General features: G+C 73.9%; 12 protein-coding genes, 1 tRNA gene and 3 pseudogenes. 7 read left to right on the forward strand and 9 right to left on the reverse strand.

What is annotated here, in order from left to right; all coding sequences use genetic code 11:
• Window positions 1-30: 30 nt before the first annotated feature.
• Together P0R35_RS11025 and P0R35_RS11030 are read right to left on the reverse strand one after the other, a co-directional pair.
• Window positions 31-1,032, reverse strand: a complete 1,002-nt coding sequence (locus tag P0R35_RS11025; protein ID WP_284012516.1) for a calcium/sodium antiporter — start codon at window positions 1,030-1,032, stop codon at window positions 31-33.
• Between the two features lie 99 nt (window positions 1,033-1,131).
• On the reverse strand, window positions 1,132-2,139 hold the full coding sequence (locus tag P0R35_RS11030) for a calcium/sodium antiporter (RefSeq protein WP_321170457.1): 1,008 nt from the start codon (window positions 2,137-2,139) through the stop codon (window positions 1,132-1,134).
• Between the two features lie 242 nt (window positions 2,140-2,381).
• Between P0R35_RS11030 and P0R35_RS11035 the strand changes: the two are divergent.
• The 6 genes and pseudogenes from P0R35_RS11035 (at window position 2,382) to P0R35_RS11060 (ending at window position 7,808) form a co-directional block, all read left to right on the forward strand.
• Window positions 2,382-3,217, forward strand: a pseudogene (locus P0R35_RS11035) (shikimate dehydrogenase).
• Between the two features lie 388 nt (window positions 3,218-3,605).
• Window positions 3,606-4,121 carry a helix-hairpin-helix domain-containing protein gene (locus P0R35_RS11040; RefSeq protein WP_284012518.1) on the forward strand — a complete coding sequence of 172 codons (516 nt, stop codon included), beginning with the start codon at window positions 3,606-3,608 and terminating at the stop codon, window positions 4,119-4,121.
• 46 nt (window positions 4,122-4,167) lie between these two features.
• Window positions 4,168-5,723, forward strand: a pseudogene (locus tag P0R35_RS11045) (anthranilate synthase component I family protein).
• A 62-nt stretch (window positions 5,724-5,785) separates the two neighbouring features.
• Complete coding sequence (locus P0R35_RS11050) at window positions 5,786-6,367, forward strand: anthranilate synthase component II (RefSeq protein WP_284014615.1); 582 nt, start codon at window positions 5,786-5,788, stop codon at window positions 6,365-6,367.
• Window positions 6,364-7,350: an aminotransferase class IV gene (locus P0R35_RS11055; protein ID WP_284012519.1), complete on the forward strand. Its 987-nt coding sequence runs from the start codon at window positions 6,364-6,366 to the stop codon at window positions 7,348-7,350. Before P0R35_RS11050 ends, P0R35_RS11055 begins: the two co-directional genes overlap by 4 nt.
• Before the next feature lie 35 nt (window positions 7,351-7,385).
• The gene (locus P0R35_RS11060; protein ID WP_284012520.1) at window positions 7,386-7,808 is read left to right on the forward strand and encodes a Rieske (2Fe-2S) protein; all 423 of its coding nucleotides are present in this window, start codon (window positions 7,386-7,388) and stop codon (window positions 7,806-7,808) included.
• A 31-nt stretch (window positions 7,809-7,839) separates the two neighbouring features.
• On the opposite strand, the gene P0R35_RS11065 is transcribed toward P0R35_RS11060, so the two are convergent.
• The 5 genes from P0R35_RS11065 to P0R35_RS11085 form a co-directional block, all read right to left on the reverse strand.
• A complete protein-coding gene (locus P0R35_RS11065; protein WP_284012521.1) occupies window positions 7,840-8,292 on the reverse strand; it encodes a DUF7522 family protein in 453 nt (150 codons plus the stop codon).
• A 131-nt stretch (window positions 8,293-8,423) separates the two neighbouring features.
• Window positions 8,424-8,498 (reverse strand) — tRNA-Met (locus tag P0R35_RS11070).
• A gap of 74 nt (window positions 8,499-8,572) precedes the next feature.
• The gene (locus P0R35_RS11075; protein WP_284012522.1) at window positions 8,573-9,025 is read right to left on the reverse strand and encodes a GtrA family protein; all 453 of its coding nucleotides are present in this window, start codon (window positions 9,023-9,025) and stop codon (window positions 8,573-8,575) included.
• The gene (locus tag P0R35_RS11080) at window positions 9,022-9,885 is read right to left on the reverse strand and encodes a glycosyltransferase (RefSeq protein ID WP_284012523.1); all 864 of its coding nucleotides are present in this window, start codon (window positions 9,883-9,885) and stop codon (window positions 9,022-9,024) included. Before P0R35_RS11080 ends, P0R35_RS11075 begins: the two co-directional genes overlap by 4 nt.
• Window positions 9,886-9,969: 84 nt before the next feature.
• Window positions 9,970-10,206 (reverse strand): hypothetical protein, encoded by a 237-nt coding sequence (locus tag P0R35_RS11085; protein WP_284012524.1) that lies wholly within the window; start codon window positions 10,204-10,206, stop codon window positions 9,970-9,972.
• A 107-nt stretch (window positions 10,207-10,313) separates the two neighbouring features.
• Between P0R35_RS11085 and P0R35_RS11090 the strand changes: the two are divergent.
• Window positions 10,314-12,751: pseudogene (locus P0R35_RS11090) on the forward strand (DUF2298 domain-containing protein).
• Window positions 12,752-12,770: 19 nt separating this feature from the next.
• Here the strand turns inward: P0R35_RS11090 and P0R35_RS11095 are convergent.
• Both P0R35_RS11095 and P0R35_RS11100 read right to left on the reverse strand, forming a co-directional pair.
• Complete coding sequence (locus P0R35_RS11095; protein ID WP_284012525.1) at window positions 12,771-13,037, reverse strand: HAH_0734 family protein; 267 nt, start codon at window positions 13,035-13,037, stop codon at window positions 12,771-12,773.
• Window positions 13,038-13,185: 148 nt separating this feature from the next.
• Complete coding sequence (locus P0R35_RS11100; RefSeq protein WP_284012526.1) at window positions 13,186-13,893, reverse strand: class I SAM-dependent methyltransferase; 708 nt, start codon at window positions 13,891-13,893, stop codon at window positions 13,186-13,188.
• Between the last annotated feature and the right edge of the window lie 144 nt (window positions 13,894-14,037).

Genomic DNA, 14,037 nt, shown 5'->3' on the forward strand with positions numbered 1-14,037 from the left:
CCGGGCGCGTCGCCGCCGATCTCGGGTCTCCTACGGGACCAGCAGCCAGAAGAACACGAGGTACCCGCCCACCAGAACGGCGCCGTCGATGCGTCCGACCTCGCCGCCGCGCAGCATCACCGCGACAGCGGCCACGGTGAACGCGACGAGCGCGGGGAAGTCGAACGACTCGACGCTGACGGGGACGAACACGGGGACGACGACCGCGACCAGGCCGAGGACGGCGAGGACGTTGTAGATGTTCGACCCGACGACGTTCCCCACCGCGAACTCCGCCTGACCACGGACGGCCGCGACGACGCTGGCGGCGAACTCCGGCAGCGACGTGCCGAACGCCAGCACCGTCAGCCCGACGAGCCGCTGGGAGAAGCCGAACTGGTACAGGATCGACCGCCCGCCGTCCATGAGCCAGCGCGACCCGAAGAACAGCAGCGCCAGCCCGACGACGAGGAACGCGACGTGGCGCACGTCGACGCCGTCGGGGTCGACGTCGGGCATCTCCTCGACGACGCCGCCGTCGGCGACGGCGCCCGACTCGTCGACCGCGTTCGCCGCGACCCCGCCGGTCGCGCCCCGGTACAGCACGAACGTGAAGGCCGCGAGCACGAGCAGGAACACGGCGCCCTCGCCGCGCCCGATGATCCCGTCGCGGCCGAAGACGACGAGCAGCCCCGCCGCCAGCGCCATGAACGGGACGTGGCGTCGCACGACCGTCGACGACACCGACAGCGGCCGCACCAGCGCGGCGACGCCGAGCACGAGCCCGATGTTGGCGATGTTCGAGCCGATGATCGCGCCCAGCCCGAGCTGGGAGTCGCCGTCGACGCCGGAGATGACGCCGATGAACAGCTCCGGCGCCGTCGTCGCGAACGCCACGACCGTCACGCCCACCAGCGCGGCGTGGAGCCCGATCCCGAGCGCGAGCCCGGCCGCCCCCTTCACCAGCGACTCGGCACCCAGATAGAGGAAGACGACACCCAACAGCAAGAACAGGCCGTGTTCCGTCAGAAGCACGTCGGCCAACTGTAACATACCTGCGACGGTTCGACCTCCCCTACTTAACGTCGCGCACCTACGTATCGATATTGAGACTATAGAGCCGGGGACCGACGGTGACGGCCGGCGGCGCGGTCACACGAGCAGCGAGACGTAGCCGGCGTAGCCCGCGAGGAGTCCCGCCCCCGCGACCCTGCCGACGCGCCCCCGGACCGCGAGCAGCAGGGCACAGCACGCCGTCGCCGCCAGCAACACCGGGAAGTCCGTCCCGACCACCGAGGCGGGCACGCGGATCGGCGACAGCAGCGTCAACACCCCGAGGACGGCGAGGACGTTGTAGATGTTCGACCCGACGACGTTCCCCACGGAGAAGTCGGCCTCGCCGCGGAGCGCCGAGACGAGGCTGGCCGCGAGTTCGGGGAGCGACGTCCCCAGCGCGAGGACGGTGACGCCGACGAGGCGGTCGGAGCCGCCCAGCAGGTACAGCGCCGCGGTGCCGCCCTCGACGAGCCGCCGGGCGCCGACGAGCAGGAGCGCGAGGCCGGCGCCGAGGAAGAGGAGGTCGCGCGGGTCGACCCGGGCGAGGCGACCCAGCGGCGCCGCGACGGCGGTACCCCCGTCGGCGACGACCGCCCCGGTGTCGGCGCCGTCGCCCGCGGCGGCGTCCGCGGCGTCGGGGTCGGGATCGGAGACCCCGCGCAGCAGGACCACGGTGAACCCGGCGAGCACGAGCAGGAACACGGCGCCGTCGAGCGTGCTCAGGGTGCCGTCGGCCCCGAGCGCGACGAGCAACACGGCGGCCGCGACCATGAACGGGAGGTGCCGGCGAACCGTCTCGCGGGAGACGGCCATCGGCCGGACGAGCGCCGACAGCCCGAGCACGAGGCAGATGTTCGCGACGTTCGACCCGACGACCGCCCCCAGCCCGATGGTGGTCGTCTTCTCGAGTTTCCCGACGACGGCGACGAACAGTTCCGGCGCCGTCGTCGCGAACGCCACGACCGTCACGCCGGCGACCGCCGCGCGGACGCCGACGTCCGTCGCCAGCCCCTTGGCCCCCGTCACGAGCGACTCCGCCCCGAGGTACAACAGCACCACCCCGAGCAGCAGCGACACCCCGGCGCCGTCCGTCGTCAGCGCCATCCAGATCCACCGCGGGCTGGTCCGAATCTCCAACGGGGGGAGCGCCCCCGCGAGTTCCAACATACCCGCCGGTGGCGGAGTCCGGTAGATAACGCTGCCCCGCCGGCTCTCAGCGCGGATATCCTCAGTCAGTAGACACGTGTGGGGTACATACCCGTCCGGAGCCGTCGCGCCGAGCCGACGATCGGCGGACCGCCGCGGCGCACGCCGTGTTTTATCGGGCGCCGCGACCGACGTAGCCCATGGACGTGTACGGACTGATCGGGAACCCGGTCGGGCACTCGCTGTCGCCGCCGATGCACGAGGCCGCCTACGACGCGCTCGGGCTCGACGCGCGGTACGTCACCTTCGAGCCCGACGAGGGGGACGGCGCCGCCGCGGTCGAGGCCGCGACGACCCTCGGCGTCGCCGGCCTGAACGTGACAGTGCCGTTCAAACGGGACGTGCTCGACGCCGTCGAGCCGGACCCCTCGCCGCGGCGGTGGGCGCGGTCAACACCGTCGACTGCACGACCGACCCGCCGCGGGGGTACAACACCGACGTGGCCGGGGTCCGACGGGCGCTCGCCCGCCACGACGCCGAGCGCGAGGGCGCCGCCGCGGTGGTCGTCGGCGCGGGCGGGGCGGGACGAGCCGCCGCGTTCGCGCTCGCGGAGGACGCCGTCACGCTCCACGTCGCGAACCGGACGGCCGAGCGAGCCGAGTCGCTCGCCGCCGAGGTGCGGACGGCCCTCCCGGACGACCTCGACACGCCGACGACGGTGACGGCCGGCGGACTCGACAGCCTCGCCGACACGGTGCCGAACGCGGACCTGCTGGTGAACGCCACGACCGTGGGGATGGAGGCCGACGAGACGCCGGTGCCCGCCGACCTGCTCCACGCCGACCTCGCGGTGTTGGACGCGGTGTACGCCCCGCTCGACACCCGCCTGCTGCGCGACGCCCGCGCGGCCGGCGCCGTCACCGTCGACGGCGCGTGGATGCTGCTGTTCCAGGGGGTGGAGGCGTTCGAGCGGTGGACCGGCGAGGACGCGCCCGTCGCGGCGATGAACGAGGCGCTGCGCGCGGAACTGCCGTAACGGACACGCGTCGCCCTCACGCCGTCCGGTTTTCCCGAGTCCCGCCGCTGGTTTTTTAAAAGGCGCCGGCGTCGTTTCGCCAAATGGGAATCATTCAGCAGATCAAGCGACTGCTCGGACTGGGGGGGCGCGAGTCGAACGGGTCGCGGTCGGGCGAGACGGCCGTGACCGTCGAGCGCGAGCGTGACACGGCGAGCGAGGCGGCCGACGCGGAGACGGAGGCGGCCGTGAAGGGCACCGACGACGCCGACGAGGCCGCCGCCGCGGAGACGGACGCCGCCGCCTCCACGGGGAGCGCCGTCGACGAGGACGAGGGCGCCGCCGAGCCCGCGGAGGCCGCCGAGGGCGCCGACGCCGGCGCGGCCGAGGAGGGGAGGTCGACGCCGAGGTGCCCGCCGAGGACGGCGACGAGGCGGCCGACGACGACGGGACCGACGAAGCCGCGGAGGACGACGACGAGGCCGACGAGGAAGCCGAGCCGGTGGCCGCCGGCACCGACGCGGACGCGTCGACGGAGTCGCTCGTCGACGAGGCCGAGGCCACGGCGGACGCCGCGGCCGCCGCCGAGCCCGCGGAGGCCGCCGGTCCGGGGGCCGACGACGTGACGACCGACGCCGACGACGCCGATGTCGACGCCGAGGAGGCAGAGGAGGCCGAGGAGGACGAGGCCGACCCCGACGACGAGGAAGAGACGGCCGACGACGAGGCCGACGACGACGACGGCGTCCCGGTCGACGAGATCAAGGGGATCGGGCCGGCGTACGCCGAGCGACTGGCGGAGTTGGGCATCCACACCGTCGCGGATCTGGCGGCCGCCGACGCCGCCGCGGTCGCCGAGGGGACCACCGTCTCCGAGAAGCGCGTGAACCGCTGGATCGACCGCGCGACCGACTACGACGCGTAGCGCCGGAACCGAACCCGCTTTTTCCCTGCCGGGAGGAGTCCCGTGCATGCACACGGTCACGGACCGCGAGTCGTTCCGCCGACTCGCGGCCGACGCCCCCGCCGACGCCCGGATCCCCGTCGAGGGCCGGGTGACCGTCGGGGACCCGTTCGAGGCGTACCGCCGCGCCCGGACGGCCGCCCGGCCCGGCGTGTTCTACGAGACGACCGGCGGCCAGCCCGGACGCGGCTACTTCGGCGTCGACCCGGCGGAGACGCTCACCGTCGCTCCCGAGGCGAGCGTCCGCGACCCCGACCACCCGGGACACGGCGACTACGCCGACCCGTCGCCGACGCTGGAGGCGCTCGCCGGGCTGCTCGACACGGCGACGCTGGTGCGCGGCGACTGCGCGGTGCCGTACCCCTGCGGGGTCTTCGGCTGGCTCTCGTACGACACGGCCCGGGAGCTGGAGTCGTTCCCCCCGGACGGCGCGGTCGACGACCGCGGCCTCCCGCGCCTCCAGGCGGGCCTGTACACGACGCTGGCGTCGTGGAGCGAACCCCGCGACGACGGCGCGGTGACGCTCCGGGTCACGTCGTGTCCGCGCGTCGCCGACCACGCGGACGCCGACGCGGCCTACGACGCCGGGGTCGCGGCCGCGCGCGACCTCGCCGAGCGCGCCGTCGACGGCGACCCGTCCGTCGGGTCCGCGCCCGCCGCCGCCGCCGACGCCGTCAGCTTCGAGAGCGACTGCGGCCGCGACGCCTACGCCGAGCGCGTCCGCCGCGTCAAGGAGGCGATCCGGGCCGGGGACACCTTCCAGGCGAACGTGAGCCAGCGGCTCGTCGCCCCGGCGGCGGTCCACCCCGTCGTCGCCTACGCCGCCCTGCGCGCCCGGAACCCGGCGCCGTACTCCGGGCTCGTGGAGTTCCCGGGCGTCGACCTCGTGAGCGCGAGCCCCGAACTCCTCCTGCGGCGCGAGCCCGGCGAGGCGACCGACCGGGGGACGCGGGCGGCGACGCGGGCGCTCGACTCGAAACCGAGCCCATCGCCGGCACCCGCCCGCGCGACGCGGACCCGGAGACGGACGCCGCGCTGGAGGCCGAGCTCGCGGGCGACGAGAAGGAGCGCGCCGAACACGCGATGCTCGTCGACCTCGAACGCAACGACCTGGGGAAGGTGAGCGCGTACGGCACCGTCTCGGTGCCGGAGTACCGCCGGGTCGACCGCTACTCGGAGGTGATGCACCTCGTCTCGCTCGTCGAGGGGGAGGAGCGCCCGGACCGCTCGCTGGCGGACACGCTCGCGGCGGTGGTCCCCGGCGGCACCATCACCGGCGCCCCGAAGCCGGAGACCATGGCGATCATCGACCGGCTCGAGGGCACCCGCCGGGGGCCGTACACGGGGTCGATGTTCGCGGCCGGCTTCGACGGCCGCCTCGTCGCCAACATCGTCATCCGGACGCTCGTGCGCACGGGCGACCGCTACCACCTCCGCGTCGGCGCCGGCATCGTCCACGACTCCGACCCGGAGGCCGAGTACGAGGAGACGCTGGCGAAGGCCCGCGCGCTCGTCCGCTCGGTGGACGACGCGCTCGACGGGCGCATGGAGGTGGACGAGTGAGCCGCGACGCCGGCGCCGACCGCGGGGAGCCGGACCCGGCCGCCGACGCCGTCGGCGGACGGATCCTCGTCGTCGACAACTACGACTCGTTCGCGTACAACCTCGTCCAGTACGTCGGCGAGCTGGCCGACGAGGTGCTCGTCCGCCGCAACGACCGCGTCGACGTCGACGGGATCCGCGCGCTCGACCCCGACGGCGTCGTCGTCTCGCCCGGCCCCGGGACGCCCGAGGAGGCGGGCGTCTCCGTCCCCGTGTTCGCCGAGTTGGACCGCCCGGCGCTCGGGGTCTGCCTGGGCCACCAGGCGCTGTGTGCGGCCAACGGCGCCGCCGTGACGCTCGCGCCGGAGGTCGTCCACGGGAAGCCCTCCGACGTGCGCCACGACGGCCGCGGCGTGTTCGCCGGCCTGCCCGACCGCCTCGAGGTGGGGCGCTACCACTCGCTGTGTGTCGAACACGACGCGATCCCCGACACGCTCGCCGAGACGGCGTGGACCGACGACGAGCGCGAGGTGGTGATGGGCGTGCGCCACACCGAGCGCCCGCACGTCGGCGTGCAGTTCCACCCCGAGAGCATCCTCACGCCCGACGGGAAGGCGATGGTCCGGGCGTTCCTCCGGGTCTGCGAGCGGGGTGGGTTCGCGTGAACGACCGCGGGGCGGACAGCGACGACCGCCTGTACCACGTCGACGGCGACCTCGTGCCCGCCAGCGAGGCGTCCGTGTCGGTGCGCGACCGCGGCTTCCAGTACGGCGACGCCGCCTTCGAGACGGTGCGCGCGTACGGCGGGACGCTGTGGCGCTGGGACGCCCACGCCGACCGCCTGTTCGGGAGCCTCGACGCGCTCGGGATGCCCGCCGACGAGGTGGGGCTGTCGAAACTGGACCTCCGAGCACGTGTCCGCGACACGCTCCGCGCGAACGACCTCGCGGACGCGTACGTCCGGCTGTCGGTGACGCGCGGGGAGACGCCCGGGTTCGCGCCGCCCGAGCCCGCCGACACGGCGCCGACGGTCGTGGTGCTCGTGAAGCCCCTCCCGCGCGGCGGGCGCGAGGACCGCGGCGGCGAGTCGACGTGGGACGGGCCCGCGACGATCCAGACGGTGAAGACCCGCCGGGTGGCCGACCGCGCGATCCCGAGCGAGGCGAAGACGCACAACTACCTCAATAACGTGCTCGCCCGCGTCGAGACGCGGGTGACGGGCGCCGACGAGGCGGTGTTGCTCGACGACGAGGGGCACGTGGCGGAGTGTGCGACGGCGAACCTGTTCTTCGTCGCCGACGACGCCATCCGCACGCCGTCGCTTGACGGGCCGGTGCTCCCGGGCGTCACCCGCGCCGAGGTGCTCGACATCGCCCGCGAGGAGGGGTTCCCCGTCGAGGAGGGCCGCTACACGCCCGACGACGTGCGCGGCGCCGACGAGGCGTTCCTCGCGTCCTCGATCCGCGAACTCCGGCCCGTCGGGACGTACGACGGCGTCGCCATCGGCGGCGGACCGGTCACGACGCTGCTCTCGCGGCTGTACGACGAGCGCGTGGAGCGCGCGTGTTACGCGGCGGACGGCGCCGATGACGCCGGGGTCGCCGGCGGCGACGACGACTCGGTCCCCGGCGAGGACCGCCGGGAATAGGGAGGCATACAAACGCGGCGTCCCTCCGCCGGCGTATGGACGAGGACGCCCGCGTCGCCGACGTCGAGGAGGTGCCCGCGGACGGGACGCTGCTGTTCACCGTCCGGACCGCCGACGGCGAGCCGGCGGAGGCGATCTGTAGCCGGCTGTCGGACGGGACGGTCGTCGCGTACCGCAACTACTGCCAACACTGGACGGACGTCCGCCTCGACAAGGGCGACGGCGCGCGCGTCACGAACGGCGAGGTGTGGTGCAACAAGCACGGCGCGACGTTCCAACTCGACACCGGCTACTGCGACTTCGGGCCCTGCGAGGGCTCCGTGTTGGAGACGGTCGACGTGACGGTCGTCGACGGCGCGGTGTACGTCGACGACGACGACTACGCCTTCGCACACCGCGGGCCCAGCGGCGTCGACCGCGAGGAGGGCGGCAGCCGGATCGACTTCACCGGCAACTGACTCGCCCCGCCGGCGCGACACCGCCGGCGACTCAGAACGTCGCCGCGCCGAGGCTGTCGCCGGCGGAGCCGAGGTCGGCGTCGAGGGCGGCGTCGACCGCGTCGACGACCCGTGCCACGTCCGCGTCGGGGTCCAGCGACAGCAACAGCCCCTCGTCGCCGAGGAACACCCGCACGACCGTGAGGTAGTCCATCCCGGTCGCGAGGTACTCGACGCCCTCGGCGGCCGGGAACAGGTCGTCGACGAACAGCCCGATCTCCGAGAAGTCGATCCCCGCGTACTGGTGGATCCGGTCGAAGTGGGCCGCCATCTCCGCGTCGTCGTCGTACGCCGCGCGCGTCGGGTCGTCGACGTACACGATCTCGTACGTCTCCGGCGTGAACGCGGCGAAGACGCGGAGCGACGTCCCCTCGTCCAGCGCGGCCTCGATCCCCCCCACCGCCGCGTCCACGTCGAAGGACACGGTCCCGTCGGTCACGGCCATGTGTGACCGGTCACGGCCGCTGCGACAAATACCCAGCGTCGTCGACGGCGCCGCGTCGCGACCGGCGAGGAGCGCCCTCGTCGGGGCGACGGACGACGGCGAGCCGGTCGTGTCGACCGGTCGGCCAGAAGTAGCGGGAGGTAGATTTGAACTACCGATCTCCGGGTTATGAGCCCGGCGGAATCTCCTGGCTATCCCATCCCGCTACCATATCGAACTGGACCTGCACTTGTAAGGGTTGTGTTTCGTATCCCGCCGCCGTGTGCGACTTTCACCCACATCACTCCAGCACGCGCCAGGTGAACACGCTCTCGGCGACGTAGTTGACGACCATCCCCGCGCCGATGCCGCCGGCGCGGGAGACGACGAACCACAGGTCGACGTCCCACAGGGACAGCGGGAGCGCGACCACCCGGAACAGCACGGTGAACACGACCAACTGGACCGCGATGCCGCCCGCGCGGACGACGTTCGACTTCGCCAGCCGGCGCAGCGTCGGCGCGAGCCCCGCCAGCCCCTCCTCGGCGAACGTCACGCGGTCGTTGAGCAGGAACATCACGACGACCGCCACCTCGATGCCGATGAACGCCGCCAGCTCCGGGAACACCCCCGCCTCGCGCAGGGCCGTCGAGGTGGCGATGTCGAAGACGAACCCGACCACCCCGACCGAGACGAACTGCCCGATGCGCGTCCCCGAGGCGAGCGTCCCGACGGCGCCGGCGTCGTCGCTCATTCCGGGTCGCTCCCCGCGGCGTCGCGCCCGCCCGTCGGTCGGTCGGCGTCGCCGGGGCGCCCGCCGTCGGCCTCGGCGCCGTCGCCGCGGCGGTCGACCAGCGCGACGCCCTCCTCGCGGTCGAGCAGGCCGTGCAGGCGGTCGTCGCGGATGAGCCGGGCGCGGTGGCGCGCGACGAGCAGGCCGCGCCCCATGTCGAGGGCGTCCCGCACCGGCGAGACGGTCGAGCCGGGCTGGTCCTCCCACGTCACCGGCACCTCGGCGATCCGGTAGTCGAGCGCCGCGGCGACCGCGACGAGTTCGATGTCCCACGCGAACCCCGGTTCGTACAGGTGGTCGCGGACCGCCGCCCAAGCGTCGGCCGTGAGCGCCTTCGCGCCGCACTGGTAGTCGTACAGCTGTGCGTCGAGCAGGCGGCGGGCGATCCACGCGAAACCGTCGCCGAGGAACCGCCGCGCGAACGTCTGGTGGGAGCGCACGTCCGCCGCCGGGTGGCGGCGCGAGCCGGTCGCCAGCGCCGCCTCGCCGTCGACGACCGGGGCGATCACGGACGCGACCGACGCGGCGGGCGTGGCGCCGTCGGCGTCGGCGAACGCGTACACGTCCGTCGAGAGCGCCTCGAACCCGGCGGTGACGGCCGCGCCCTTCCCGCGTCGGCGGCGGACGACGCGGCAGTCGACGGCGTCCGGCAGGCCGAGGGCGGCGGCGTCGGTCGCCACGCCGCCGCGCCCCGGCGGGGCGTCGAGTTCCACGCGGAGTTCGTCGGGGTCGACCGCCTCGCGGAGCGCCCGGAGGTACGTCCGGAGCCGACCGGGGTCCGGCCGGTAGGCGGGGACGACGATCCCGACGGTCGGCTGCATACCACCTGCTTCCCTGTCGGCGAGTAAAAGCGGTGCGGAACGGTCAGCGACCGGGGACCCGGCCGCTCGGGGCGCGCCGCCCGGCTACCGGACCAGGAACGACGCGACGAACAGCACGAAGCCGACGACGCCGAGCAGGCCGAACACGGGGAGCGCGAGCACCTCGGCGCGCCCCGCGAGCGACCCCGCCGCGACCAGCCCGCGCACCGCGAGGTAGCCGAGCACCGCCGCGATGAGTGCGAAGCCGCCGGCGAACACCAGCCGTCTGTCGCCGCGTGGCCCCCCGTCGACGGGGGTCGCGACGTCGTCGTCCGTGGACACGTGCGTTCGACCGGCGGGCGCGGCCTTAGTCGTTGGCCCGGCGGCGGCGCCCCGGGACGGGGAAACAAGGGAAAGGGACTTACCGCGGCGGCGACCCCCACAGATCGATGGAGTACGGTCTCGTCGTCCGCTGGCTCGTCGCGCTGCTCGCGCTCGGGGCCGTCGGCGTCCCCGTCGCCGCGCGGCTGTTCCCGCGCTCCGCGACCCGCGGCGTCGGGTTCGCGCTGCCCCTCTCGGCGCTGACGCTCGGCGTCGTCGCCTTCTGGGTCGGCCGCGTCGCGTTCGGCCCCGTCGCGCTCGCGGTCGCCCTCCTCGTCGTCCTCGCGCTCGCCGCCCTCGCGCTCGTCGACCGCGACGCCCTCCGCGACGGCGACCTCGCCGTCGACGACGACGCCCTCGCCGCCCTCCCCGACCGCACCGTCGCCGCCGAGACCGCCGCCGTGTTCGTCGCCGGCTTCCTCTTCGTCGTCCTGATCCGGGCGCACGACCCCGGAGTCGACCCCGGCGCCGGCGAGAAGTTCCTCGACTACGGCATCCTCAAGTCGCTGCTGCGGGCGAGCGCGCTCCCGCCCGAGGACATGTGGTTCGCCGGCGAGGGGGTGCGCTACTACTACGGCGGCCACCTGCTGGCCGCGCTGTGGGCGCTGTTGACCGCGACGCCCGCGCGGTTCGCCTACAACCTCGCGCTCGCGGGCGTGTTCGGCATGCTCGTCGCCGCCGTCTACGATCTGGCCGGTTCGGTCGCCGCCGCCCGCGACCGGTCGCGCCGGACCGCCGGGCTGCTCGCGGCGTTCCTCGTCGGCGTCGCCGCGAACCTCCACACCGCCGGCTGGGTGTTCCTCCGGACGCTCCCGCCGGGGGCGCGGTCGTCGCTCGCGGGTCTCCTCGGGGTCGACGCCCGCGAAGTGGTCGCCCGCGACTTCTCCTACTGGACCGCCAGCCGGGTCATCCCGGGCACGATCAACGAGTTCCCGCTGTTCGCGTGGCTCAACGGCGACCTCCACGCGCACATGACGATGACGCCGTTCCTCCTGTTGGGGGCGGCGCTCGCGTTCGCGCTCTACCGCACCCCGGCGTCGGCGACGCGCCGCCGCCGCCTCCTCCTGTTCGGCGTCGTCCCCGTCGTCGGCGGCTTCCAAGCCGTCCTCGACACGTGGAGTTTCCCGAGCGTGTTCGGGCTGGCGTGGCTCGCGCTCGCGGCCGCGCCCGCCGCGCCCCGGACGCTCCTGCCGGCCCCGCTCGCGGCTCGCGTGGACGGCGCGCTCGACCGACTGGGCGGCCGCGGCGCCGCGGACGACCCCGCGGCGACGGACGGCGGCCACGGCGGCCGCCGCCTCGCGGACGAACTCGCCCGGCCCGTCGTCGCGGCGGGCCTCGTCGCCGCCGCGGGCGTGCTCGCGCTCGCCGTCGCCTCGCCGTTCCTGCTCGGGGCGGTCACCGGGAGCGGGAGCGAGCGGACGCTCGCCGTGTTGCCCGTCGAGATGCGCTCGTCGCTGGGCGGCCTCCTCGTCGTCCACGGGGCGTTCCTCGCGACGTTCGTCGCGGGACTGCTCGCGGCCGTCGGGCGCGGGCGCCCCTCGCGGTGGTGGCCGGCCTCGTGGGACTGACGCTCGCGGGGCTTGCCGTCGGCCTGCCCGCGCTCGGCCCGTTCGGCTTCCTGCTCGTCGCCGGCTGGGTCGCGCTGCGGACCGACCGCGCCGGCTTCGAGACCGTGTTGATCGTCGGCGGCGCGGGGCTCGCGCTGCTCGTCGAGGCGGTGTTCCTGAACGAGCAGGCCGGGCCGGGGCGGATGAACACCGTGTTCAAGACGTACGCGCAGGTGTGGCCGCTGTGGGCCGCCGCCGCCGGCGTCGTCCTCGCGGGGCTGCTGGAGGCGCGCCCGCGGCCCGACGCCTCGTGGCTGTGGCCCGGCCCGGGGACGCGGGACGTGCTGGCGTCGGTGTTCGTCGCCGGCCTCCTCGTGTCGACCGGGCTGTACGGCGCGTTCGCGCTCCCGGCGCACGTCGGCGAGGGGTATCCCGAGGAGCCGACGCTCGACGGGACGGACTTCGTCGCGGTGTACCACCCCAGCGAGGAACGCGCCATCGACTGGCTCGACGCCCGCGAGGGCCAGCCCGCCATCCTCTCGGCGCCCGCGACCGGCGTCTACCCCGGCGCCGACGACCGCTACGGCCACTCGCCGCGGATGTACCGCTGGGACGCCAGCCCCGCCGCCAGCCTCACCGGGCTGCCGACGGTCGCCGGGTGGCACCACGAGGTCGGCTACCGCGGGCCGGAGGCGTACTTCGCCCGCGTCCGCGCCGTCGACGACGCGTACACCTCCGAGGCTGCCGCCGTCGAGGTGTTCCGCGAGTACGACGTGCGCTACGTGTGGGTCGGCCCCGCCGAGCGCACGCGCTACGAACAGTTCGGCATGATCGACTTCGGCGGGATCCCGGGCGTCGATGAGGTCGACGACGCCTCGACGCAGACGGTGACGGTGTACCGGGTGACGGAGGCGGAGCTACCGGCGGCCGCCGAACTGCGGGACGGAGAAGACGAGTAGAACGCGGCGGCGGCCCGTCTCAGACCGTGAGGTCGCCGCCCTTCTTCACGATGTCGAGCGCCTCGGCGTCGATGGTGTCGACGTCGAGCCAGTGGGGGACGTACTCCTTCTTCTCGAACGTCTCGCGCTCGTCGTCGGTGCCGACGGTGCACCACAGCTGGGGCTCGTCGGGCCCGTGGTACTCGCCCTGCCGCTGCACGGAGAAGACGCGCAGTTCCCGCCCGTCGTAGTTGATGACGCCGTCCTTGCGCAGGCCGGGGTCGCCGTGGACGATGAGCTTCTGCATACCGCCGGCTTGGCGGGTTCGTACACTAAGGGTTTCGATGCCGCGTGTGGCGGCGGATCGCACCGACGCAGGCCCGAGACGGTCACACGATCCACGGCTGGAACGACCGAGTCAGTCGAGCCAGCGTCACCACCGGTCACCGGCGCTGTCACGCCTCGTGCCGCAACGCCAGTGAGTACATCCGACCCGTCGGGTCTGCACCCTCCGCAGCCAGTCGTTCGGCCCGGCGCAGGAGTGGGTCGGCGACCTCGTCCGGGACCCCCGTCGCGGCTCGCCGTGCCGCGTCGACGTGTGCATCCATATGCCCCTGCGTCCACGGCACCGGGTCGAGGAGCGTCGTCGTCCGCTCGTGGGTCCACCCGTGGCCCTCGAACAGGGTTCGGAGTTCGTCCGCCGGGTAGAACACGTAGGCCGGTCGCGCCGCGGCGAGTTCTGCGAGCGCGTTCTCGACGGCGAAGAGCCGCCTGATACGGGAGTCGGATGGGTGGGGACCGTAGTCGTCGATCACGAGCCAGCCACCGGGAGCGGCGACCCGCGTTAGCTCGGCGGCGACGGCCGCAGCCGTCTCGTTCGGCAAGACGTTGAACAGTCCGTGCGCCACCACCACGTCGACAGTGTCGTCCGGGAGTGGGATCGCACCGAGATCCGCTTGGAGGACCGTCGCCGCCGGACAGCGCTCGCGTACCGTCTCAGCGTGGTCGACCTCGTCCGTCACCGAATACACCGTCTCCGCGTCGGCCGCGAGGAGTCCCGCGGTCCCGTTGCCGACTCCGGCACCGGCTTCCAGTGCCGTCGCGTCCTCGACGGGCACCGCTTCGAGTGCGTTCGTCACGGTGTCTGGGATGGAATCGGTCACGTGTCGTTCGTACCGACCGCGTGCCGAAAAGTGTCAGTTAAAACGACGCAGGGCAGATGTCTTCGAGAGACTGCTGGGGAACGTTGTACAGTGGACGGTAGCCGGGCGTCGTGACGACTGGTCGGTCTGCGCTCCGAGTCGCTC

Origin of the sequence: Halobaculum litoreum (assembly GCF_030127125.1) — an archaeon.
In the GTDB taxonomy this organism is placed as follows: domain Archaea; phylum Halobacteriota; class Halobacteria; order Halobacteriales; family Haloferacaceae; genus Halobaculum; species Halobaculum litoreum.

Coding starts and splice junctions, on each gene's coding strand:
- P0R35_RS11025 (WP_284012516.1), bottom strand. CDS start 1,032: ATGTTACAGTTGGCCGACGTGCTTCTGACGGAACACGGCCTGTTCTTG.
- P0R35_RS11030 (WP_321170457.1), bottom strand. CDS start 2,139: ATGGCGCTGACGACGGACGGCGCCGGGGTGTCGCTGCTGCTCGGGGTG.
- P0R35_RS11060 (WP_284012520.1), top strand. CDS start 7,386: ATGGACGAGGACGCCCGCGTCGCCGACGTCGAGGAGGTGCCCGCGGAC.
- P0R35_RS11065 (WP_284012521.1), bottom strand. CDS start 8,292: ATGGCCGTGACCGACGGGACCGTGTCCTTCGACGTGGACGCGGCGGTG.
- P0R35_RS11075 (WP_284012522.1), bottom strand. CDS start 9,025: ATGAGCGACGACGCCGGCGCCGTCGGGACGCTCGCCTCGGGGACGCGC.
- P0R35_RS11080 (WP_284012523.1), bottom strand. CDS start 9,885: ATGCAGCCGACCGTCGGGATCGTCGTCCCCGCCTACCGGCCGGACCCC.
- P0R35_RS11095 (WP_284012525.1), bottom strand. CDS start 13,037: ATGCAGAAGCTCATCGTCCACGGCGACCCCGGCCTGCGCAAGGACGGC.